This is a genomic window from candidate division WOR-3 bacterium, from assembly GCA_039801905.1.
Taxonomy (GTDB): Bacteria; Hydrothermota; Tepidihabitantia; order Tepidihabitantales; family JBDRVQ01; genus JBDRVQ01.
The window spans coordinates 1-22,213 of sequence record JBDRVQ010000013.1; the positions used below are offsets into that span (position 1 = coordinate 1).

Here is a 22,213-nt window from a genome sequence, read left to right on the forward strand (position 1 = left end):
TTCTTACTGTCCATTCGTTTAAATTAAGTCGCAAAGCAATCCTTTTTCTTCCCCAATTAGTTTTCTTGTATAATTCCAGTATTTTCTCTTGGATTTCTTTAGGAGTTCTGTTAGGAGAATTATGTGGTTTTCTTGAGAGTTCTTTAAGTTCCTCTTCTCCTTTTTCTTTGTATCTTTTTATCCATTTTCTTAAGGTATTTCGGGAAACTCCGTATTCTCTACTGATTTGGCTTATGTTTTTGCCTTTGTTGTATTCTTCTATCATTTTCACTCTTAAATTAAATCTTGCTTCTTTATTCATTTTGTTGTATAATTTTTTGTATAGAAACATAGGCGCCCCCTTTTTAATTCTCTTACTCTTTTAATTCTTTTTTGAACGCCTATTATTTTAAGAAACTTATTAAATAATTTCAACACATCTACTACCTTAATACCCTTATTAACCTGGTAACCATGTCTTAACACATTTACTATATATATTTGTGCTTGACATTTGACCTTTTTTTATTATACTTTTTAGTTATGTCTATTTTATTAAAAGTCTTGGGAAAAGATTTGAGGGGGGATTTATGAAGAGACTTTTCCTTCTATTTTTTATCCCGACTCTCTTTTTTATCGGTTGTAAGAAAATTGGCGGGCTCTCCGTCGTCTCGGTAAATAACAATAAGCCCCTAATCGCCGATGTGATTAAAATCGTTCGGGTAGGAGAGGAAGAAGAAGAAGTGATTATGGAATATACGGTACCAGTGGAATTTGTCTATACCTATGCTGGTTATGGCTTACCGACCAATAACCCATATACCGCCCAACTTACTGAATATAAGATAGAATACTTCCAATACGATGAGAAGGGAAAGAAGAAAAAGTTCGGAGAAACCGGTGAGGTGATCAAAGGGGAATGTCAGGTTGAAATCCCAGCGGATATTGAAGGGAAGAATACGGTAGTTGCTCATTTTAAGGTCAATCCCTCCTGGTGGACTGATAAGTATTTAGGCGATTTGATAGAGGGGATTCAATTAGTTGCCTATTTTACCTTTACGGGAAAAGAGAAATTGACCGGGGAAGAAGTAAGCTGCGAGGCGAAACTGACGATTAATTTTGCCGACTATTATCCTGATTAATTAGAAGAGAAATTCTTTCTCTTAGGCCTTAAAAGTCCGTTGGGGGAGATATGAAGAAGTTATTAACTCTTTTATTTATATTTGCTCCTCTCTTTCTTTTTAGTTATACGGGTATGGGCGGCGGTCGGGGACATTTTTTCGTTCAGGATGCTTTAACTCAAGGACCGGGTTTCTTGACTTTAAGTCTTCATACCCTTTCCCGACGCCAAAAGCCTGAGACAAGCTTCTTCTATACCGATATGCTTTTAGCCCTCACCTATTCGCCGATTGACTATTTTGAAGCATCCCTATCTGGCGGTGGTATCTTTTTAGACTACCCCTTTGAAAATTTTGCTTCTTCTTGGCACGATTTGACCCTTAAAGGGAAATTGACCTTCCCCTTGATAAAAGTCTTTAAGCCCGGCTTCATTCTCGGTTACAATTTCCCCCGGGATACAGTTTATGACACGCTTGGCTTAGCAGTAAAAAAGGGTTTGGAATATACCGGGGCGGTAAACTTAAAATTTTCTGATTTATTTCCACCCTTACCTTCTTTACTCTTCAACTTCGGAAGGTATAAAGATGAATTAGACTCTGGACATACCTATTTCGGCGCCAGTTTGGAATTGGCAGCAAGAAGTCTCCTCTTCTTTGGGGAGTATCATAAGGTAGGCGAACTAACTCGTTTGACACCCGGAATAAAAATCTTCTCTCCCAGTCTTTCCTTTGATTTCGGTTGGAGTTTTCTCTTTTTGCCGAATAAGGAGAGAAGGAATCAACTCTCAATCGGTTTCACCTACCTCACACCGTTCCTGCGGGTGACCACACCCACCGGAAGGATTGTCGGAAAGGTTTTCTCCGCTACAACCCATCAACCAATCCCAGCCACTATCTCCTTTCCGGAAAATCCCAAATTGAAGCCAATCGCTAATGACCCAACTACGGGTCTCTATGAGGCGACAAAAATTCCAGAAGGAACAATCGTGGTGGAAGTTTTTAGTGAAGGTTACTTTAAGGAGTATTTACCAGTAACCGTAAAGAAGGATATGACAATCACTCAGGATTTCTACTTAAAACCGGTGAAGGTATTCGGTCAATTGGCAGGTAGGGTCTATGAAGCAAATACTGGTAAGCCCTTAGCCGCGCGGCTCTCCTTCCCCAATACCGATCTCCCTCCTATCTTCTCCGACTCGCTCACGGGTAGCTTCCGTTTATCAGAGGTCCCAACCGGGGTTTTAGTTGTGGAAGCGGAAAAGGAAGGATATTTTAAGCATTCGGTGAGCGCAACCATCAGAGAGAATGAATTAACCTCTCTGGAAATCCCCCTCTCGCCATCTCTTTTTGTGAGTGTGGTTACGGGTAAGGTCTCAGACAAAAAGACCGGAGAAGGGATTGCCGCGGAGATTATATTTGAAGGAGCGGCAATTCCTCCGGTAAGGACTGACCCCAAGACGGGAATTTATCGGGCAGAATTGCCGGTTGGTACCTACACCGCGGTGGTGAAGGCGGAAAATTATATAACCCAAACCCTGCCGGTAATTGTGGAGAAAGATAAAGTAACCGAGAAGAATTTCTCTCTGGTGAGTGTGGGTATGACTATTACCTTAAAGGTCCTCTTTGACTTCAATAAGGCGACAATCAGACCGGAATCCTACCGGCTCTTAGATGAGGCGGCGCAGATTCTAAAAGATAATCCGAAGATCAAGGTTGAAATTCAGGGGCATACCGACAATATCGGTTCGGACGCCTACAATCAAAAACTTTCGGAAAGGCGGGCACAGGCGGTGGCTAACTATTTTATCAGCCAACACGGAATTGATGAAAAAAGACTCCGGGTTGTTGGCTACGGAGAGACAAAGCCGATTGCCTCTAACGAGACCGAAGAAGGAAGGGCATTAAATAGAAGAGTGGAATTTGTGGTCCTCAGCGAAGAGTGATGGGAATTGGCTTAACTCTCTTTCTCTTCTCCTTTCGCCTCCTCATTGGTGGTTTGGAATACGAATGGGGGGTTATTGGCCGTTTCCTTCTCCCCGAAGAGAAGATGGCGATAAAGATTCTCGCTGATGAGGAAAATTGCCATTTCGGTTGGATAATGTCGGATGGTGAATTGGCGGATGTCTCCCCTACGGAAAAAGTATACATCGCCCCTTCTCAGCCCGGTTTTTATACGATAGTGGTTTCTGATGGTAAAGAGAGGAAGCGAATTAATATCTTTGTTATGCATCCCTTCTCCTGCCTCAAAAATCGGAAACTGAACGGATTTCTGATTGGTCGTTATCCAAGTTTTTCCCCCCACCCTAACTTACAAGGGGTGAAGGGTTTTATAGAACTGAAAAAAGAGTGGGAGGATATCTTCGTCTCCCCTCACTATCAGATAAAAGAGTTTACCCATACTCCCTACCTCACCCTGCGGGAGGAGTTGGTTTATAAGTTAGAACTCTTAAACGAGAAGGTCGCCTCTCGCTACGGAGTTGAGAAATTAAAGATTGTCTCCGGCTTCCGGACGCCAGCCAAGAATTACAATGCTGGGGGCGGTAGAAATAGTGCCCATATCTACGGAGGCGCCGCGGATGTGACTCTTGATGCCGATGGGGATGGCGATATTGATGACTTAAACCGGGATGGCCGGCGAAATAGCCGGGATTCTAAACTTATTTGCTCCTTGGTGGAAGAATTGGATAACGAGTTGGCGAATAAATATCCCCAACTGGTGGGCGGTTTGGGCTGGTATCGCCGGCGGGATTTTATCCACATTGATGTGAGGGGGAAAAAGGATCGCTGGCGAAGATAGAAGAGTGCCCGTCCATCTCACATCCTTCCTTCTCCTCCTCTTCTCCTTCTTCCTTTTTTTCTTAGGGGAATTAATCTTCCCCTTAGAAAGGAGCATCCGTTTTAATATCATCGCCCGGGGAAAGGCGATTATCAATTACCGAAAAGGGATTAAGGAATTGAAAGAAGAGTTGAAAAGAAGTAAAGAGAGGCTTTCGCTTTTGGAAAGCGAAGCCGAGAGTCTAAAAGTTATCCCAGAGGAGGACTATTTGGTTATTGACCTTCTAAGGAATCGCCTCTTTTGGAAAAAAGGGGAAAAGACCTTACGCGAGATTTTAATCTCCACCGGCCGGGGAGATTCTTTAATTTCCGGGAAGAAAAAGTGGGTCTTTAAGACACCGACCGGAATTCTCCGCATCTTATGGAAGATAAAAAATCCAATTTGGTATAAACCGGATTGGGCTTTCCTGGAGGAGAAGAAACCAATTCCCCCTCCCAATTCTAAAGAGAGGTTGGTTCGGGGAATGCTTGGAGATTATGCCTTGGACTTGGGAGGAGGGATTCTAATCCACGGTACGCCTTATGAACATCTCTTAGGAAGAAGCGTCAGTCACGGTTGCATCCGGGTGGGTAAGGAAGATATTAAATTTCTATATGAGAACTGCCCGGTGGGAATGAAGGTTTATATTTATGGGAGATAGGAGAAGTTTCTTCTTCATCATTGCCGCCTTTTTATTTAGTCTCTCACTCATTCGGCTCTTTGAGGGGATAATCAAAAGAGAATTGAGAAGCGAATGGGAAGACCTGAAGGAGGAATATGCCCTTCTTCTTAAAGAGAAGGAGCAATTGGAAGAGGAGATAAAAAGGAGAGAAGGAGAGAAGATACTTTTGTCTTTGCAGAAGGAGACGGCAGCAAAGAAAGAGCCTTACTTACGAATCAACCGGAAAGATAAAATTGCCCAACTAAAAATGGAGGATAAAACCCTAAGAGAGATGCGTTTTTCCGTAAAGGGAAGGAGAGCGATTGCCGGAGAGGTGCTTTTGCCGAGTGGTATCTTACAGGTGAAAGAAAAGATGGCTGGGGTTTCTTTTTATATCCCCGATTGGATTTATGAATTATTGGGCAAGGAGATACCTCAGGATACTTTAACTCGGAAGGTAAAAGATGCCTTTGGCAAATACTGCCTCTCTTTGGGTGGCGATATCTGCCTTTCGGGAAAGATAAGGGAGGAAGTACCGGATGGCGCCTTAGACTTAATTTATTTAGAGTTTGAGGATGGAGACATTGAGGCGATTTATAATACACTAAAAGATGGTGCTTCGGTCTTTTTCTATTGACAAAAGGAAAAAATTTTTTATAATTCATAACTAAATGATGGAGGGCATATGCTAAACATCTTTTTACTTTTTTTAATAAGTATTTCAAATCCGGTCACTACTCCTTCCCCGCCAGTTTTTGGGGTTGGAGGACCTGATGCCTACGGATATCGCTGGATTGATTCCGATACCACCGCTCCCGGGGCTCCGGTTTATAATTGGATTGATATCACCGGAATTGGCGATACGATAAGGGGATTAGCAGACGATAATGTCGTCGGTCCTTTTCCGATTGGCTTTGATTTCCCCTATTACTGGTATACCGTAAATAGTTTTTTCGTCGGTTCTAATGGCTATATCGCCTTTGGGGATAATTTCCTCTCCGCCCATCCGTTCCAGAATTTCCCCAACGCCGCCCGTCCCAATAATACCCTCGCTCCTTTGATGTGTGACTTAGATTTTTCCGCTGGTTCTCCCTTATGTATGTATTGGACCAATAATCGTGATACCTGCATCATCTCCTATATCAATGTCCCCTTCTGGAATACCGGCGGTTCAAATACCTTCCAGATAATTTTGACCAAGGCTGATTCCAGTATCTATTTCCAATATCAAACCCAGAATGGTGCTCCTTATAATGGATGGCAATCAACAGGTTCTTCCACCATTGGCATTGAAAATATCACCGGTCGGGTTGGCCTCTCCTATATGCATGCCGGGCAACCAACTTACAATATGCCGCACGCCTCTTTGGCGATAAAGTTCTATCCCCCGCCAACAACTGGTTATCAAGTTCGGGATATTGCGGCCTGGGCGGTGATGAATGATAATAGCGAAGGGGTCTTTGTCCACTTGGGTGATACGGTTTTCCCTCGCGGCAAGGTGAAGAATGCGGGAAATGTCCCAACCGGTAGTTTTCCGGTCTATTGCCGGATAAGAAGTGGCGCAAATGTGGTCTTTGCGGAAACAATTCAAGTAGCGAGTAGTAATCCGGGTGAGGTGATAAATATCAACTGCACCCGCCGCTATGTTCCTACTGCGACCGGACTTTACACGATGGTCATTCGCTCTGCTCTATCCGGTGATTCGGTTCCGAGTAATGATTCCTTTGTCTTGGAGATGAGGGTGGTTCAATATCCTGGGGAATTACGCTGGGAAGATTTATCAACACCACGGGCGATGTATTACTGGAACGGTCCGGGTGGTTATGGCAATAAGTTCTATCCTCCGAGATATCCAGCGAGTGTCACCCAGGCAAAGGTCTATGCCTCTGGCTCTAACACTCCAGTTAGTGTTTTGGTCTTAGACGATAACGGTCCGAACGGAGCACCTGGCGATACCCTGTTTATCACTACAATCAATATCTCAACTCAGCAGTGGTATACCGTGAATGTCTCACCAGCGGTGAATATCGCCAGTGGTGCCTTTTATGTTGGTTGTATCTCAGCGGTTTCTATGGCTCCATCCTTTGGGATGGATACCTTACCACCGGTCTCCCGCCTCGGCTGGGAATATACTAACTCCTGGGCACCAAGCCGGCATGCGGCTCAACACGATATTATGATCAGGGCGGTTTGTGATGTGGGAAGTGGTATAAAGGAGATAGTGGGAGAGAAGGAAATTTCCCTACCACCAACGGTGATGCGGATTAAAGAATTTATCTTAAAGCCTAAATCCCAAATTTATAATGCCTGCGGTCTACCGATGAAAAATGAGAAATTGACTACTGGCATCTACTTCTTAAAAGAAGAAGGCAAAATCCGGAAGTTAATCTTAGTGGAATAAATCCAGCAAAAATAAAAGAGGCGGGAGGATTTTCCTCCCGCCTTTATTTTTAAGAGGCTTACTTTTCGCAGATCACCTTCCAGGTTCTATTCGTCTCATTTCCTTTGAGATGGAGGAAGTAGACCCCACTCGGATAGTTCTTATTAAGTTTTCCTGTATAATATTTCCCCTTGCCGGAGTATAGATTTTCCACCAACTTGCCACTCACATCATAGAGTGATAAGGAGAAAAACTCTTCCTTCGGTAAGGAAAGACTAATTTGGGCATCACTCCGGAAAGGATTGGGGAAGACGGTTAAAGTTGGGATATTTTTATTTATTGGTTCGCCAGCAATTCCGAGATACTGGTTGTAGAAAGATTGCAAGGAGTCGCAATTCTCATAAAAGAGGGCAAGGCTTGTGCCCCCGAGAATGGCAAAGGCGCATTTATAACTCTGATCTGGGGCTAAGTCAAAAGGACCGACCGAGGCGCAGACCGACCAGTCGTAGTTTCGGTTTGAGGCATATTTCCGATAGAGTCCTGCCATAATCTTATATTTCACTGTGTCATGCATCCCTTGGACTGGATAGACAAAGGTATCGTGATCGGTGCAGTAAAGGTTTGCCCAGGAATTGGGGTAAAGGATTTTTATGCCAACGGTTGGGTTATCCGAGGTTGACTGGCGCATCCAGACAACCCTCCTCGCCGTATCAGTCCCCGCTTGGTTGGTATTAGCGGCTCCCATATCAAAGTCAATGAAGATTCCTGCGTATAAACCATTGACAGGTTCGGTCCCAACATTAGTGTAGGTATATTCAATTATCACACCGTCATCGTATCTGGGGTCAGCGGTGGCAACACTGTATTGCTCAACCCGGATATTCTTGGGTGTCGGATGGGCACCATCTCTCATCACCCCGCGGTATTCTTCTAAGCCGAGGCGGTTGTAATAGTCAAGACTCTCAACGATGGTGAAGTCTCGGGAATCAACCTGGTTTAAGCCGAAGAAGGCATCCGCCACATAGGTTCGGGAGTTCCCTAATGCCATTCCCCCGAAGAAGAGCCAATTGACACCGGCTCGGGGATACTTAAAGCCAACACCTTGGGTCTGTTGGGAAGAGAGGAAGCCAATGTGACCATAGGCGGTAACCGTTAATTGGCAATTACCGGTATCGTGGGTGAGGAAGAGATAGGCCGGGTTTAATGGGGCCGGCTCAATATTTGGTAAAACCTGTAATAAACTAATAATTAGTAATATAGCCATAACTCCTCCCTCTTACTTTTTCTAATATGTATTTTAAGGGAGAAAATTTTTTTGTCAATAGGAGGTTTTTAGCAAAAATATTTTATCCACCTCGGGTAGGAAAACCGGAAATACCAGCGCCCAGTGAAAGATATATTTGACAGATAAAGAATAAACTTTTATAATAACTCTTATGAAAAGAATCTTTCTCCTGGTGTTCTTCCTCTCCTGCCTTCCGGAGCGAGATAACCCCTATGACCCCAATTCGGATTTTTTCAAGAAAAAGACGACCCTCTCCGGCCTCTGTCAAAATCGGATTGGTGTGCCAATTCCGGATTGTTGGATAAAGGTTTTACCCCTTCGGGGCAACACCGTCTATTTGACAAAAACGGACCAAAGGGGAAGATACGAACTAAAGGATTGCCCCGCGGAAAGTGTCTTAATAATTGGGGAAAAGGAAGGTTTTGTGCCGGAATCGGTTTTCACTTATTTAGAGGTCTATAAAGGAGAGACCATAAATTTTATCTTGGAGGGTTTACCAAAATTTGTCAACCATTCCCTCTTCTCTTTCTTTGTCTCCCGCCATATCCCCCGTGACTCTTCTGTTTTAAGTTTAAAGTGCGAATTAGAAGATCCAGAAGGAATAGGGGATATCAAAAAGGTATTTGCGACAATTGAAGGACTTTCCGACACCTTGCCTTTGGCTTTTAAGTTCGGCTCTACTTATGAAAATTTCTTCTTAGAAGAGAGCCTTTCTCAAAACTTGGAGGAGATTAGTGGTCGGGAGTTTTATCTTATCGCCAGTGACCTCTTTGGGCATTATGTCCAATCTTCACCCCTTCGGCTCATTCGGGTGATTAGAAATCCTCCGGAACCAATTTCCCCTGCTGGCGGCGATAGTGTCTCTTGCCATCCATTACTTGTTTGGCAACTCCCCCGCTATCTCTTCTCCTATTCCCAATTTATTGAAATCTATCTCATTCGGCCCAATTTAGAGCCGATCCTTTATCTGCGCTCCGAAAACATTCCTCCCGGGGATACCTCTTTCTTTGTGGCGGAATCCTTAATCGACGGTTATTACTATTGGCAAGTTGGGATTAAAGATTCTTATAACAATTGGGCAAAATCGGCGGAGGCGGTATTTAGGGTGGGGGGATAAAATGGATAAGACCTTTGAACTAACTCGGGAAAGGCTCTCCGTCCTCCACCAAATTGCCACCACCATTAATTCAATTTTGGACTATGGGGAACTATTAGAAAAAATAATGGATCTCTGCCTTGAGACCTTAAATGCCGAAAGGGGGGTGATTGTCTTAAAGGAAAAAGATACCTTTCTACCGGTGACCGCTCGGGATAAAAGGGAAGGGAATTTGGACGATATAAAACGAGTCTCTCGGAGTATCATTGAAGAGGTGATTAAAACGGGAAGACCAATCCTTTTACACAGTGCCTTAGAGAGTGAGTTTCAAGCAAAGGAGAGTGTGATCTTATCTAAGATCCAGTCGGTTATGGCTTGTCCCTTAAAGAAGCGGGAGGAGATAATTGGGGCAATCTATTGTGATTCCCTTTCCCGAAAGGGCCTCTTCACCCAGGAGGATTTAGAATTCTTACTTGCCTTTTCTAACCTCTGCGCTATTGCCATTGAAAATGCTCGGTTTCGGGAGATGCTTCTGGATGAAAATATCTATCTCCGAAGGGAAATTGCCTCCTTCTATGCTTTTGAGAATATCATCGGCGAGAGTAAGAAGATGCAAGAAATCTTCTCTCTCTTGAAGAAGATAAGTGGCACCGATGTTAATGTCTTAATCTACGGCGAATCGGGAACGGGGAAGGAGTTAGTCGCCAAAGCGATTCATTATTCCAGCCCCCGGCGGACAAAGAAGTTTGTACCTCTATATTGTGGCTCCCTTCCGGAGACCTTATTAGAATCCGAACTTTTCGGTTATAAAAAGGGAAGTTTCACCGGTGCCTTAACCGATAAAAAGGGACTAATGGAAGAAGCAGATGGTGGAACCCTCTTTCTGGATGAAGTGGCGGACATCCCTTTACCGATTCAAGCAAAACTCCTTCGTTTCTTACAGGAAGGGGAAATCCGAAGGATTGGTGAGACCGAATCCCGAAAGGTTGATTGTCGGATAATTGCTGCCACCAATCGGGACTTAAAAGAAGAGATAAAAAAGAAAAACTTCCGAGAGGATTTATTTTATCGTCTCAATGTCCTAACAATTACTTTACCACCTCTCCGGGAGAGAGGGGAAGATATTATTCTCCTCACCAAATATTTTATTAAGCGATTTGCGGAGAAGTACAATAAGAAAATTAGTGGCATTAGCCCTGATGCCTTAAAATTGATTCGGGCCTATCCCTGGCCGGGAAATGTCCGGGAATTAGAAAATACCATTGCCCGGGCGGTCTCCTTGGCTGATGGAGAGATAATTAGACCTGAGGATTTGAAATTAGAAATCTCGGAGGAAGAGAAAAAGGTGGTAGAAAGTCTAAAGGAGACCTTGCGCTTGACCGAAAAGGAGAAAATTATTTCCGCCCTTCGCCAATGCGGGGGCAATAAAACGGAGGCGGCAAAACTCTTAGGAATTTCTCGAAGGACTTTATACTATAAGATGGATGAGTTGGGGATTAAAGATGAAAAATAACTTCCTACCCGAAAGTGTGATGAAGAAATACGAGGTGGAGAAGATCTTATCTCAATCCCACTTCGCCACCGTCTATTTGGCGCTCCATAAACCTTTGCAGCGGCGGGTAATTATTAAGGTAATTTCTCCCCAAATCGCTCAGGATGAGACCGCCCTGAAACGTTTCGTTAGGGAGGCAAAGATTCTTTCCGAATTGGATGATCCGGGGTGACAAAGATTTATGACTTTGGTGAGGAGGAAGGAATAGCATTTATCATTTCCGAATATGTGCCCGGGGAGACCTTAGAGGAAATTATTAAAAAGAAGAAAACTCTCCCTTTAGAGGAGGTTTTGCGCCTGGGAAAAGAAATTAGCGATATTTTAGCCCGCATCCATAATAAAGGAATCTTACATCGGGACATTAAACCATCAAATATCATTCTTAGAGAAGATGGGCAATTGAAACTTACCGATTTCGGTCTTGCCCAATCCTTCCGGATTGAAAAATTGACCATAGAAGGGGAAATCATCGGAACGCCGGCTTATATGTCACCCGAACAGATCTCGGGAAAAGCAATTGATTTCCGTTCCGATATCTTCTCCTTAGGGGTTGTCTTGTTTGAATTACTAACTGGAGAAAACCCCTTCCTCGCTCCTACCTTCACCGGGGTCTTACATAAGATTCTTTACGAAAAGACCGACCTCAGTGGTGTACCGAAAGAGGTGAGATCTCTCCTATCTCAGATGTTGGCTAAAGACCCAAATCACCGTTTCTCTTCGGCCGAAGAGGTAAATCGAGAGATTAGGTTAATCCTAAAAGAACCAGTTAGTATCTCCTTGCCCCAAAAGACTCTTTACCTTCCTTGGCGCAACATCATTTTCCTTCTCTTAATCCTCATCTTTTTCTTAATTTCCCTCCATTCCTTCCTCGTTCGGAGAAGAAACGCCCTCCCCCAAATCAAAGTGGGAAATAGCATCCCCTTAGAAGTAATTGAACAAGAAAAGGAAGAAAAATCATCACCCCAATTATCTCTTCTTCCCCAGGAAGAGAAGAAAGGAGATAAGAAGAGAGAAAAAAAGGAAGAGCCTCCGATTCCTTCTTCCCCAAGAGCCAAGCCGGATTATGGCTATTTGAAAATCCAGGTAGAACCTTGGGCAGATATCTATTGGGAGAATAGTTATCTCGGTCAGACCCCTTTTCCCTTTCCCATAAAATTACCGATAGGAAAGAGAAAGATAAAATTTAGCCATCCGGAATTTGGGGTCGTTGAGAAGGAAGTAGAAATCCTACCCGAAGAGACCACTCATATCTTATTTGACTTTAAGACCGTCCTTGGTGGTTTAAAGGTAATCGTCGAGCCCTGGGCGAGGATTTATCTTGATGGCAATGACAAAGGGGAAACACCAATGAGCATAATCTACCTTCCTCCGGGCCGGCACGAATTAAAGGTATTAAACCCCAATTTCCCCCCCTATGTTGAGACCTTAGAGATAAAATCCGGGGAAATAATAGAAAGAAGGATAAAATGGTAGTTTGGCACGATTTTTGCTTAAATATTAAAGAAATGAGAGATATGATTATTACCGCCTTAATTCTCCTCCTCTCCCTTTTCGGATTTTCCCAAGAATGGCATTACCGGAGGCAATTGAATTTTCCCCGCACCGGCCTTTCCTGTCAAGTAGTCAACGGTCGGATTTATGCCATTGGTGGTAAAACCGAAAGGCAGGTTTTGGGAATTTGTGAGGAATATGACCCGGTAAGGGATACTTGGGTGGTTAAGAGACCAATGCCCACCCCTCGTTATGGAGCGGTTTCTGGGGTCTGGGAGAATAAAATTTATGTGATTGGCGGCGATACCTCTCCGTTTTTTTCTTCCCCCACCAATGTCATTGAAGTTTATGACCCAGAAAGGGATACTTGGGAGAAGATAAATTCTTTCCTCCCTACTCCCCGTTCTGGAATTGGTGGTTGTGCCCTTGGTCCTTATATCTTTATCATGGGTGGATCAAAAAGAGGGGAGCATGTAACCGATACGGTTGAAGTTTATGATATCTTAGGAAATTCCTGGTTAATAAAGAAATCAATGATTACCCCCCGGATGCATTTTGCGGCGGTGGCAGAAAGAAGGATTTATGCCCTCGGGGGCTTATATCAAGGCCCAATTAGTTTGTGTGAAGGTTATAATGAGAGCCTTGATTTTTGGTATCCGATCAGAAGGCTTCCCTGCGCTCGCTTCTTAACAGCAGGGTGCGCCTATGAAGGAAAGATTTTTTTAATCGGTGGGATTACCGGTCAGGGAAAACCTTCAAATAAGGTTAAGTTTTATATCCCAGAGATGGACACTTGGGTTGAATATCCCCCAATCAATCGGGCAAGAGCGGGATTGGGTGCCTGCACCCTAAATGGTGAAATCTATGCCATTGGTGGTGATAGTATGGGTGTGCCATTAGGAATAACGGAAATGACCCAACCATCGGGGATAGGAGAGGAGATAAAAATGGTGAAGGGGAAAAGGTTAATTACCTTCTGGAAAGGGGAGAAGAAATTCCCCTTAGAGAAGGGAGAAGAAATGCTTAACATTTTAGGCAAGAAGATTTTTGGGGAAAGATTGAAAAGAGGGGTCTATTTTCTTTATCGGAAAGGGGAAAGGTTTAAAAGAAAAATTGTCATTTATTAGAGAACGGTGATTACTTTCCTTCTCCTTTTTTTTCTTTTTGAAAATATATCGTTTTTGGATTCTCTTTATCAGATTGGTGATTACGAACGGGTGCTCAAAGAAGGAGAAGTAATTCTAACCCAAGAATTAAAAAAAGGAGAAAGGGTTGAGGTATTGAAGACTATGGCATTCGCCGCGGTTGCCCTGGGTGACGAAGAGAAGGGGAAGGATTATTTTCTCTCCCTCCTCCAAATTTCTCCAAATTTCTTTTTAGACCCGATAAAAACCTCACCTAAGATTCTTCGGGTATTTCAAATCGCCCGGGAGGAGTTTAAAAAGAAGAAGAGAGAGATAATTAAGTATTCCTCCTTAGTATATTTTTATCCCGGTCTTTTCCAATTGAAAGAGGGGAAAAAATTTCGGGGATATTTCCTTACGTCTTTGACTACAGTCTCGGCGGTAGGACTTTTCGCCAGTGTCGTCTTAACTCCAATCTTCCATCGCTCCTATTTAGAAAAGAGGATCCCTTCGGAAATTGAATCCGCTTATCACCTCTATAAATTTGCTTATCTCGCCCAGCAGGTCTTTGGTATCACCATCGGTCTCTCTTATACCTACCACCTCTTAGACCTAAAACTTTCTGAGTAGTTTTTTACTCATTTAGCAAAGATTTGCACATTTTCCTCTTGCCAATTAAGAAAAACCCTCTCTTAATCAATTGAAACAATTGGCACAATTTTTGCTTGTAATGAGTAGTGATGAAAGAAACGGGAGGAAATATGAAAAAGCTTCTTACGAGCTTTTTAATCTTAGGATTAAGTTTTGCTTGGGCTAATGGTCTGGGAGCAATTTCCGGTATTGTTACCGACTCTCTGACGGGTGCACCAATTGCCGGAGCGACAGTTCGGGCAATGATGCAACATGGTAGTGGCGGGATGGCGGTGACGAATCAAAATGGTGAATATACCATTCAAAATCTAAGACCTGGCTTTTACCGCGTCACCGCCTCCGCAGTCAATTACCTCTGTAAACATTATCCGGAATTGGTTGAGGTGGTTTCGGGTCAAACTACACCCAACATTAACTTTGCCTTAGTCCCTTATTCCCCTCCCCCAAGAAATGGTGGGATTTCTGGCTTAGTGACCGATTCAATTACTGGTGAGCCAATTCCTAATGCTTTAGTTCGCGCTTGCGGACCAACCTGTGGTCAAGGAAGAACTAATGAGAATGGAGAATACCTCATTGAAAACTTGGCACCCGGTGATTATCGGGTCACCGCTTCCGCTTATGGCTATAAAGCAAGTCGGTATCCGGATTTGGTTCGGGTGGAAGAAAATAGAATAACCCCAAACATTAACTTCCTTCTTGTCCCCTACCAACAGCCACCACCAGTAAGGGGTTCAATCTCCGGGAGGGTAATTGATAAACAAACTGGTGAGCCGATTGAAGGAGCATTCGTCACCGCCATGGGTAGTAGAAGAATGAGAGGAATGGGAAGAGCACTTACCGGACCAGACGGCACTTACCGCATCGATAACCTTCTGCCCGGAGAATATCGGGTGATGGCTAATGCCCGAGGCTACGAACCGGAGGTCTATCCAGAATTGGTAGTGGTTTACGGAGGACAAAATACTCCGGATATTAACTTTGCCCTTATGCCCCGTGCGGAAAGGAATCAAGAGAGAAATCGGGGAAAGAGTGTGAACCGAGAAAAGAATCGGGAGAAGAATGTCTATCGGGTGAAAGGAATTCACTAATCCGCCGCAGCACCAGGAGAAGAGGGGTCCTGAATTCTTCGGGACCCCCTCTCTTTTTTATTTGCCGGGGTAAAATAAATCCCTCCTGATTTGACATCTCTTTTTTTCTTAATAGAATAAACTCTATGCTAAAATTGACTAATACCCTCACCAATAAAAAGGAACTGTTTCTGCCGATTGAAGAGAAAAGGGTTAAAATTTATACCTGTGGCATGACGGTTCAAGATTCTCCTCACTTAGGTCACCTCCGCACTTTTGTCTTTGCCGATGTCCTTAGGAGGTTTTTAGAATTTCTTGGTAAAGAAGTCATTTTTGTTATGAATTTTACGGATATTGATGATAAAATCCTCCAAAAGGCAAAAGAAGAAAAGAAAGACTACCGAATAATCGCCCAGAGGTATATTGATGAGTTTTTAAAAGTTGCAGAAGCGATGAACATCAGGAAAGAAAACGATATCTATCCGCGCGCCACGCAACATATCCCAGAGATGATTGAACTGGTGGAGAAACTTTTAGCCAAAGGTTTGGGTTATAAGGTAGATGAGGGTGATGTCTATTTTGATATTAGTAAATTTCCCAATTATGGCAAACTTGCCAAAAAAAAGTTAGAGCACCTAATCGCTGGGGCAAGGGTGGAGGTTGGGGAGAAAAAGAGAAATCCCGGGGATTTTGTTCTTTGGAAGGGTTATAAAGAGGGTGAGCCCTATTGGTATACCCCTTTTGGTAAAGGGCGGCCCGGTTGGCACTTAGAATGTTCTGCGATGTCTATGCACTATCTGGGTGAGACATTTGATATTCACATCGGTGGTGAAGATTTAATCTTTCCCCATCACGAGAACGAAATTGCCCAATCCGAAGGGGCAACCGGCAAACCTTTTGTCAACTATTGGCTTCATAATGCCCTCTTACTTTTAAGAGGGGAGAAGATGGCAAAATCAACCAGGAATTACTTTTTAGCAACTGAAGCCTTAAAACGCTACCATCCCAATGTGATAAGACTTTTTCTCTTAAAGGCACACTACAAAAGCCCTTATGAGTTCACAATAGATAGGTTAGAAGAGGCAAAGAGGCAATGGTTAAGATTGGAAGAATTCTTTCACCTCTGCGAAAAGGGAAATCCGAGATTAAATTTTAGCCCCCCGGAGAGTTTCATCTCGGCAATGCTTGATGATGTAAATACGCCCCAGGCATTGGGTGAAATTTTCAAGTTGGTGGAAGAGAGGTTTAAGAAAGGTGATATCTCTAAGGAAGAGAATGAAAGTATTTATTCTTCTGTCCGTTCTGCCCTTGACCTCTTAGGTTTTAGAACGGAAAAGAAGGATAGAAGTGTGAGCAGCACAGAAATGGAGTTCAAAACTATATTGGGCCTTTCGGAAGAGGAGATTGCTTTATTGACTCAGGCAAGGGAACTTGCCCGCAAGAATAAGCGATATGATATTGCGGACCAAATCCGCTCCGCTTTGGAAGAGGCGGGCTATGAATTAAGGGATACAAAAGAGGGACCGGATACCATTTTCCGAGGCGAAGCAGATTTTGAAACCTTTTGGCAATTAATTAAAGAATTAAGAGAAAAACTCTGGCGCGAGAAAGAATTGGATAAAAGGGGAGAAAAGCCTTACCTCTCGGAAATAATTGATTTACTGGAGAAAGTAAAAGAAAAGTGAGAATCATTGAAAATCTTTCCAAATTTATTGACCATACCTACTTAAAACCGGAGGCGACCGAAGGAGATATAAGAAGGGTTGTCAAGGAGGCGATAGAATATAATTTTGCTACAGTGTTCGTTGCCCCCTCCTGGACGAAATTGGCAAAGGAATTATTAAAAGGAAGTGGGGTGAAACTTGGTTGTCCAATTGGCTTTCCCTTCGGGGCAAGTGCCACCGAGACGAAAATCTTTGAGGCAAAGAAAGCACTTGCAGATGGGGCAGAAGAGTTGGATATGGTGATCAATATCGGCCGCCTAAAATCCGGTGATTACCAATATGTGGAAAGGGAAATTAAAGAAGTCGTTAAAGCGGTAAAACCAATTTTAATAAAAATAATCATTGAGACCGGTTATCTGACTGATGAAGAAAAGATAAAAGTAAGTCTTATTGCCAAGGAAGCGGGTGCCGATTTTGTTAAGACCTCCACCGGGATTTTAACCACTGGTGCAAAGGTTGAAGATATAAGATTATTAAAGAAGGTTCTGGGCGATTACCCAAAAATAAAAGCCTCCGGCGGTATTCGGGATTATAAAACCTGTCTGGAGCTGATTGAAGCCGGAGCAGAAAGAATTGGCACCAGTTCCGGAGTGAAGATTATGGAAGAGTATTTTTCACTAAAAGATAAGGAGGATTTATGAAAGCAGTAAGGAAGATAAAGCCCGAACCGGGCGCAGAATTAGTTGATATACCAATCCCAAAAATTCCGGAGGATTGGGTATTGGTTAAGGTCTTAGCCACTTCCATCTGCGGAACCGATGTCCATATCTATAAATGGGACGATTGGTCGCAAAAACGCATCGGCGAAAAGAGGCTACCCCAGACCTTAGGTCATGAGGTTGCCGGAGAAGTGGTGGAAGTTGGTAAGGCGGTAAAAAGGATTAAGGTTGGTGACTATGTCTCCGCAGAGACCCATATCTATGACCCAAGTGATTTGACCGCCCTTTTAGGTCAATTCCATGTGGGAGAACATATGAAGATTTTGGGCGTTGACTGTGATGGCGCCTTTGCGGAATACTTCGCGATTCCGGAATCGGTCGCCTGGATTAACGATAAGTCAATCCCGCCGGAATTGGCGACCGTCCAAGAACCTCTTGGTAATGCCACTTATGCGGTCTTGGGTGAAGATAACGATGTGGCGGGTAAGACGATGGTCATTACGGGTGACGGTCCAATCTCTCTATTTGCCATTGGGATTGCCCGGGCCTGTGGCGTGGCGAAAATTATCCATTTGGGAAAATATGACTTCAATATGGCGATTGGGAAAAAGATGGGCGCGGACTATCAAATCTGGACCAATAAGACAAAACCAGAAGAAAGGTTAAAAATTGTTAAAGAGTTGACCGATGGCAACGGCGTGGATATCGCCTTAGAGATGACCGGGAGTGAGGAGTCAATTCTTGACTGTTTTAAGATGGTGCGAAGGGCAGGAAGGGTAACCGCCTTCGGTATTCCTGAGAAATCGCCCTTGCCCTTTGGTTTTGACTATTCCGGGGGGATTGTCTTTAAGGGTTGCCAAATCCACGGGATCAACGGCAGAAAGATATTTGATACCTGGTACCGGGTGAGAAACCTCTTGGCGGGAAAGAGAATAGATATCAGGCCGGTAATTACCCACCTCTTCCTCCTTGATGATTTTGCCGAGGGCTTTAAGAAGATGACCGAAAGACCGAGGACAAGCGCCAAAGTCGTTTTATTCCCGGATGAGGAGGAATTAAAGAAGGCAAAGGAAAGGATGGGAATTTAAAAATTAAATTGAAAAGAAAATTAGGACAAAAGTTATCCCTCCTTCCTTTTATCTTTCTTCCCCTTTTCGCTAAGTCTTACTTCTATCCCAAAATTAAAACTGATATCTATCTTCTCCCCAACGGTGATGTCCGGATTTGCCAAGAGAGAACCTATTCCTTTACCGGTTCTTTCTCCTGGGCGTTTATTGAATTAAAGAAGAAAGGAGCGAAGGATATCATCTTCAATCGGCTGGCGGAATTGACCGAAAAAGGTTGGCAAGATTTAGAAGCGATAGAAGTCCAAAATCACGAAAACTCCCTTTACCTCCGCTGGCACTATAAGGCAGAAGATGAAGAAAAGACCTTCCTTCTTGATTACACAATCCTTGGGGCAGTAAAGAGATATTTAGATGTGGCGGAATTCTATTGGAAGATAATTGAAGAGGTACACGAGAAAATTTCTGAGATTGAGATAAATCTTTTCTTGCCCGAACCTGCACCCGAACTTTTTAAGGTTTATATCCATTCCCGAGCCAAACCCGGGATTCTTACCTTTAATGAAAATAGAGACCGGGCATTTATTAGGCAAAAGAATATTCCCAAGGATGCTTTCGTGGAAATCCGAGTTCTCACCTCTCCCAAAATCTTCTCCCTCCTTCCCCAAGAAAACGAAGAAAGATACCAAAAGATTCTTGCTGCGGAAAGGAAAAATTTCTTTTTTTCTTTTCTCCGTTCCTTTGTTCTTTTGCCCCTTGGCTTATTTTTGATGGTCATCTTACCAATATTTTTCTTAATCTTTTTTTATACTCGCTACGGCCGGGAACCAAAAATTGTTTATGAGGGGATTTACGAACACGAGCCACCAAGATTAGCCCCACCCGTGACCCTACCTTTAATTCTAAACCAAAATCCGAGCAAAGAGAAGATAAACCAAGAAATCTGGCAGGGGATGTTTGCCAGCCTCTTAGATTTGGCCACCAAAGGTTATATCACAATAAGAGAAGTAAGGGAAGGGGAAAAGAGATATTACCTATGGCAAAAAGAAAAAGAGGGAGAGATTGAACCTTTTAGCCGAGAGATTTTTAAATTCTTCTTCGCTAATTTGAGTGAGGATAAAAAGACCTTTACCGAAGAAAGAGTGAAAGACTATCTCAAGAACCACTCTCCGGAAGTCTTACCCTTTTTGAGCCATCTCGCTTCGCGGGCAAAAAGTTGGTGGGAGTTAGAGTTAAAATCTCATCTCCTTGACCCAAGAAGTGCCACCGCTTATAGAATCTATCTTAGTCTTAATATCCCTTTAATCATTTTGGGAGCAATTTCCTTCGGGACTGGTTTATACGCCATTCCCATTTTCTCTGGGTCAGCGTTCCCTTTTATTCTTATTCCCGCGGTTGTTATGATTATCCTTTTTACTTTCTGGGGCAAAGTGATAAACCGCTGGAGTGAGCCTGCTTATTTAGAACATAAGCGTTGGTTAAACTTCAAAAGGTTCCTTACCGATTTTTCTGCTCTGAGTCAGGCACCAATTACTTTATTAGCAATCTGGGAAAAGTATTTCGTCTACGCGGTCGCTCTTGGTATAGCCAAAGAATTTTTGAAAAACTTAGGGAAACTATCCGAAGAGAAAGGTTATCCCATTACCCTTCCCCTCTGGTATAAAACCGAAACCCCTGCCCCAACTAACCTTGTCTCTTTGAGCGAAACCCTTACTCACTTTAATAACTTTGCCCAGAACTTCACCAGTATGCTTAATTCTTTTTCTTCTTCTGCTTCTTCGGGTGGTGGATTTTCTGGAGGCGGGGGCGGTGGTGGCGGTGGTGGTTCTTCGGGTGCCGGATAAATTTTTAGATTTATTCTTTAACGACGGAAATTTCTTCTCCCAAGGAAAACTTTATAATATTTTTCCGTTTTATCTTCTTTTGGGCTAGGGCGGTAACAATTAAAGGAAGGGCGATGGTGGCATCACAATACAATGTCACCATATCCGCATCTAAGGCAATTTTTCCCCAGGATTGTGCTTCCTTAAAGGTGCAACCAGAAAGACCGCCCCAGAATGGTTTATCTTCGGTGATCTGTAAGGCGAACTTATGGCCTGAGACCTTATAACCAATATAAGGGGCAGTCACTTCCGTCTGTTGAATAAAATTCTTGGGCACCCCTCCCCCAATATAAATCACTCCGGTCTTTTTCAAACTGGCTAAATAGGCAGTCTCCGCCACATCCTTAATGATATCAAATTCAATTTTTATTCCCTTATTTTTGTATAATTCCGTGAGGGCAATACCGATTGAAGAGTCACCAATCGCTGGGCAATAGACTGGAACCTGCATCGCGGCCGCCATTTTTAAGATGCCGGTGTTTCTATATTTCTGTAACTTCTTGCCAATCCGGTATAAAAATTCTCTCGTGGTCCAGACCTTTTGCGGGAATTTTTCCGCCCATTTTGCGATGAGGTTATCGGTAGCGATGAATTCCTCCTCGCTGGCGAAGGTGTCATAAATCCGATCAACCCTGGCTGCCCGTAGGTGAATATCAGAAACTTCCTCGGAACCGAGATAGTGGTAGCGGCCAACCGTCTCGTGAATATCGTGGAAGAGGTTGGCACCCGTAGAAACCAGACAATCAATATATCTTTCCTTAATGAGATAGGCGATAACCTTCCTCATTCCGGCGGGAACCATCGCCCCGGCGAGACCGAGGAAAATAAAAATATCTTCCTTTAACATCTTCTCCCAAACCTTAAACGCCAGACTCAAGTTCCGGCCCTGAAAGGAACATTTTCCTAAATCTTCTAAAAGTTCATAAACCTTTACATCCTCTTTTATTTCCAAAGGGACCGTTGGGTATTTAAGAAAATCTTCCTTCCTCATATTAGGGTAAAAGGACCGCGCAGGCAATCACTGTTGTCCAGAGCCCCCTCTTATCACCGATGGCGGTCTGGGTGATATTCATCGTCCGGAAAATCTTCCCCGAAATTTTCCAGAGTTCTTTCCTTTCGTCATAACTCGTATCCGGATCAAACTCCACGCCCAAGGTGGTCGCTAACATCTGGGCCGCCAAATCCTCAGCGTAGTCTCCGGCTTTCGCCTCGGTCTCACCAAAGGAATGGTATTCGGAAAGATAACCATATTGATTTTTATCCTTGGGGATGGCACAACCCACCGAAGCGGCAATTAGTCGGTGTGGTTCGTTAGAAGAGTTGGTGCTCATCACACAAAAAATTATCTCCCCGGGCACAAGATATTCCAAACCTTTGGCGCGGGAGATGATTTTACAACCTGGCGGTAAAATAGAAGAGACCTGAACGATATTAAATTGCGCGATACCGCAGTCGCGCAGTGCAGCTTCAAAAGAGGAGAGACGGTCGCGATGTTTACCTACCCCTTTGGTGAAGAATACCCTTTTGGGAACCATTTTTGATTGGAGCAGAGCGGATTCGAACCGCCGACCTCCTGAGTGCGATTCAGGTGCTCTCCCAACTGAGCTACTGCCCCATTAAATCTTAGAAGAAATCTTTTCAAAAAAATTCTCCAACTTCTCCCGTGA

21 protein-coding genes and 1 tRNA gene are annotated in these 22,213 nt (G+C 43.6%); 17 read left to right on the forward strand and 5 right to left on the reverse strand.

The annotated features are described in order from the left end of the window. Positions 1 to 331, reverse strand: a 331-nt coding sequence (locus ABIL00_03650) for a helix-turn-helix domain-containing protein (protein ID MEO0109855.1), incomplete at its 3' end; no start/stop codon positions are given. Positions 332 to 569: 238 nt separating this feature from the next. Here ABIL00_03650 and ABIL00_03655 point away from each other — a divergent pair. Genes ABIL00_03655 through ABIL00_03680 form a run of 6 tightly spaced genes read left to right on the forward strand, consistent with a single transcriptional unit; the run spans position 570 to position 6,971 of the window. Continuing rightward, positions 570 to 1,121 carry a hypothetical protein gene (locus ABIL00_03655; GenBank protein MEO0109856.1) on the forward strand — a complete coding sequence of 184 codons (552 nt, stop codon included), beginning with the start codon at positions 570 to 572 and terminating at the stop codon, positions 1,119 to 1,121. 50 nt (positions 1,122 to 1,171) lie between these two features. Then, positions 1,172 to 3,037, forward strand: coding sequence for an OmpA family protein (locus tag ABIL00_03660; protein ID MEO0109857.1), 1,866 nt, complete (start codon positions 1,172 to 1,174; stop codon positions 3,035 to 3,037). Further along, positions 3,037 to 3,891: a D-Ala-D-Ala carboxypeptidase family metallohydrolase gene (locus ABIL00_03665; GenBank protein ID MEO0109858.1), complete on the forward strand. Its 855-nt coding sequence runs from the start codon at positions 3,037 to 3,039 to the stop codon at positions 3,889 to 3,891. The genes ABIL00_03660 and ABIL00_03665 overlap by 1 nt, the downstream gene beginning before the upstream one ends. Before the next feature lie 4 nt (positions 3,892 to 3,895). After that, a complete protein-coding gene (locus ABIL00_03670) occupies positions 3,896 to 4,570 on the forward strand; it encodes a L,D-transpeptidase (protein ID MEO0109859.1) in 675 nt (224 codons plus the stop codon). After that, positions 4,560 to 5,207: a hypothetical protein gene (locus tag ABIL00_03675; GenBank protein MEO0109860.1), complete on the forward strand. Its 648-nt coding sequence runs from the start codon at positions 4,560 to 4,562 to the stop codon at positions 5,205 to 5,207. Before ABIL00_03670 ends, ABIL00_03675 begins: the two co-directional genes overlap by 11 nt. A gap of 48 nt (positions 5,208 to 5,255) precedes the next feature. Continuing rightward, a complete protein-coding gene (locus ABIL00_03680) occupies positions 5,256 to 6,971 on the forward strand; it encodes a hypothetical protein (GenBank protein ID MEO0109861.1) in 1,716 nt (571 codons plus the stop codon). A gap of 58 nt (positions 6,972 to 7,029) precedes the next feature. On the opposite strand, the gene ABIL00_03685 is transcribed toward ABIL00_03680, so the two are convergent. Then, positions 7,030 to 8,214 carry a T9SS type A sorting domain-containing protein gene (locus ABIL00_03685; GenBank protein MEO0109862.1) on the reverse strand — a complete coding sequence of 395 codons (1,185 nt, stop codon included), beginning with the start codon at positions 8,212 to 8,214 and terminating at the stop codon, positions 7,030 to 7,032. A gap of 172 nt (positions 8,215 to 8,386) precedes the next feature. Between ABIL00_03685 and ABIL00_03690 the strand changes: the two genes are divergently transcribed. The 11 genes from ABIL00_03690 to ABIL00_03740 all read left to right on the forward strand — a co-directional run bounded on the left by ABIL00_03690 (position 8,387) and on the right by ABIL00_03740 (position 20,507). Then, a complete protein-coding gene (locus ABIL00_03690; protein MEO0109863.1) occupies positions 8,387 to 9,352 on the forward strand; it encodes a hypothetical protein in 966 nt (321 codons plus the stop codon). Position 9,353: 1 nt separating this feature from the next. Continuing rightward, entirely contained in the window at positions 9,354 to 10,844 is a 1,491-nt protein-coding gene (locus ABIL00_03695; GenBank protein MEO0109864.1) for a sigma 54-interacting transcriptional regulator, read from the forward strand. Further along, a complete protein-coding gene (locus tag ABIL00_03700; GenBank protein MEO0109865.1) occupies positions 10,834 to 11,055 on the forward strand; it encodes a hypothetical protein in 222 nt (73 codons plus the stop codon). Before ABIL00_03695 ends, ABIL00_03700 begins: the two co-directional genes overlap by 11 nt. Next, complete coding sequence (locus ABIL00_03705) at positions 11,052 to 12,356, forward strand: serine/threonine-protein kinase (protein ID MEO0109866.1); 1,305 nt, start codon at positions 11,052 to 11,054, stop codon at positions 12,354 to 12,356. The genes ABIL00_03700 and ABIL00_03705 overlap by 4 nt, the downstream gene beginning before the upstream one ends. Continuing rightward, entirely contained in the window at positions 12,350 to 13,501 is a 1,152-nt protein-coding gene (locus ABIL00_03710) for a kelch repeat-containing protein (protein ID MEO0109867.1), read from the forward strand. Before ABIL00_03705 ends, ABIL00_03710 begins: the two co-directional genes overlap by 7 nt. A gap of 6 nt (positions 13,502 to 13,507) precedes the next feature. Beyond that, the gene (locus ABIL00_03715) at positions 13,508 to 14,128 is read left to right on the forward strand and encodes a hypothetical protein (GenBank protein ID MEO0109868.1); all 621 of its coding nucleotides are present in this window, start codon (positions 13,508 to 13,510) and stop codon (positions 14,126 to 14,128) included. 131 nt (positions 14,129 to 14,259) lie between these two features. Further along, complete coding sequence (locus tag ABIL00_03720) at positions 14,260 to 15,237, forward strand: carboxypeptidase-like regulatory domain-containing protein (GenBank protein ID MEO0109869.1); 978 nt, start codon at positions 14,260 to 14,262, stop codon at positions 15,235 to 15,237. Positions 15,238 to 15,362: 125 nt separating this feature from the next. Then, a complete protein-coding gene (gene cysS, locus ABIL00_03725) occupies positions 15,363 to 16,901 on the forward strand; it encodes a cysteine--tRNA ligase (GenBank protein MEO0109870.1) in 1,539 nt (512 codons plus the stop codon). Positions 16,902 to 16,903: 2 nt separating this feature from the next. Next, positions 16,904 to 17,581, forward strand: coding sequence for a deoxyribose-phosphate aldolase (deoC, locus tag ABIL00_03730; GenBank protein ID MEO0109871.1), 678 nt, complete (start codon positions 16,904 to 16,906; stop codon positions 17,579 to 17,581). Then, complete coding sequence (locus ABIL00_03735) at positions 17,578 to 18,687, forward strand: alcohol dehydrogenase catalytic domain-containing protein (protein MEO0109872.1); 1,110 nt, start codon at positions 17,578 to 17,580, stop codon at positions 18,685 to 18,687. The genes deoC and ABIL00_03735 overlap by 4 nt, the downstream gene beginning before the upstream one ends. A gap of 8 nt (positions 18,688 to 18,695) precedes the next feature. Continuing rightward, a complete protein-coding gene (locus ABIL00_03740; protein ID MEO0109873.1) occupies positions 18,696 to 20,507 on the forward strand; it encodes a DUF2207 domain-containing protein in 1,812 nt (603 codons plus the stop codon). Between the two features lie 10 nt (positions 20,508 to 20,517). Here the strand turns inward: ABIL00_03740 and ABIL00_03745 are convergent, their stop codons facing one another. From ABIL00_03745 to ABIL00_03755, 3 genes are all read right to left on the reverse strand, one after another. Beyond that, positions 20,518 to 21,537: a deoxyhypusine synthase gene (locus ABIL00_03745; GenBank protein MEO0109874.1), complete on the reverse strand. Its 1,020-nt coding sequence runs from the start codon at positions 21,535 to 21,537 to the stop codon at positions 20,518 to 20,520. Position 21,538: 1 nt separating this feature from the next. Next, positions 21,539 to 22,081, reverse strand: coding sequence for an arginine decarboxylase, pyruvoyl-dependent (locus tag ABIL00_03750; GenBank protein MEO0109875.1), 543 nt, complete (start codon positions 22,079 to 22,081; stop codon positions 21,539 to 21,541). 7 nt (positions 22,082 to 22,088) lie between these two features. Continuing rightward, positions 22,089 to 22,161 (reverse strand) — tRNA-Ala (locus ABIL00_03755). Positions 22,162 to 22,213: the final 52 nt, after the last annotated feature.

Coding starts and splice junctions, on each gene's coding strand:
- ABIL00_03655 (MEO0109856.1), top strand. CDS start 570: ATGAAGAGACTTTTCCTTCTATTTTTTATCCCGACTCTCTTTTTTATC.
- ABIL00_03660 (MEO0109857.1), top strand. CDS start 1,172: ATGAAGAAGTTATTAACTCTTTTATTTATATTTGCTCCTCTCTTTCTT.
- ABIL00_03665 (MEO0109858.1), top strand. CDS start 3,037: ATGGGAATTGGCTTAACTCTCTTTCTCTTCTCCTTTCGCCTCCTCATT.
- ABIL00_03675 (MEO0109860.1), top strand. CDS start 4,560: ATGGGAGATAGGAGAAGTTTCTTCTTCATCATTGCCGCCTTTTTATTT.
- ABIL00_03680 (MEO0109861.1), top strand. CDS start 5,256: ATGCTAAACATCTTTTTACTTTTTTTAATAAGTATTTCAAATCCGGTC.
- ABIL00_03685 (MEO0109862.1), bottom strand. CDS start 8,214: ATGGCTATATTACTAATTATTAGTTTATTACAGGTTTTACCAAATATT.
- ABIL00_03690 (MEO0109863.1), top strand. CDS start 8,387: ATGAAAAGAATCTTTCTCCTGGTGTTCTTCCTCTCCTGCCTTCCGGAG.
- ABIL00_03695 (MEO0109864.1), top strand. CDS start 9,354: ATGGATAAGACCTTTGAACTAACTCGGGAAAGGCTCTCCGTCCTCCAC.
- ABIL00_03700 (MEO0109865.1), top strand. CDS start 10,834: ATGAAAAATAACTTCCTACCCGAAAGTGTGATGAAGAAATACGAGGTG.
- ABIL00_03710 (MEO0109867.1), top strand. CDS start 12,350: ATGGTAGTTTGGCACGATTTTTGCTTAAATATTAAAGAAATGAGAGAT.
- ABIL00_03720 (MEO0109869.1), top strand. CDS start 14,260: ATGAAAAAGCTTCTTACGAGCTTTTTAATCTTAGGATTAAGTTTTGCT.
- cysS (MEO0109870.1), top strand. CDS start 15,363: ATGCTAAAATTGACTAATACCCTCACCAATAAAAAGGAACTGTTTCTG.
- ABIL00_03735 (MEO0109872.1), top strand. CDS start 17,578: ATGAAAGCAGTAAGGAAGATAAAGCCCGAACCGGGCGCAGAATTAGTT.
- ABIL00_03745 (MEO0109874.1), bottom strand. CDS start 21,537: ATGAGGAAGGAAGATTTTCTTAAATACCCAACGGTCCCTTTGGAAATA.
- ABIL00_03750 (MEO0109875.1), bottom strand. CDS start 22,081: ATGGTTCCCAAAAGGGTATTCTTCACCAAAGGGGTAGGTAAACATCGC.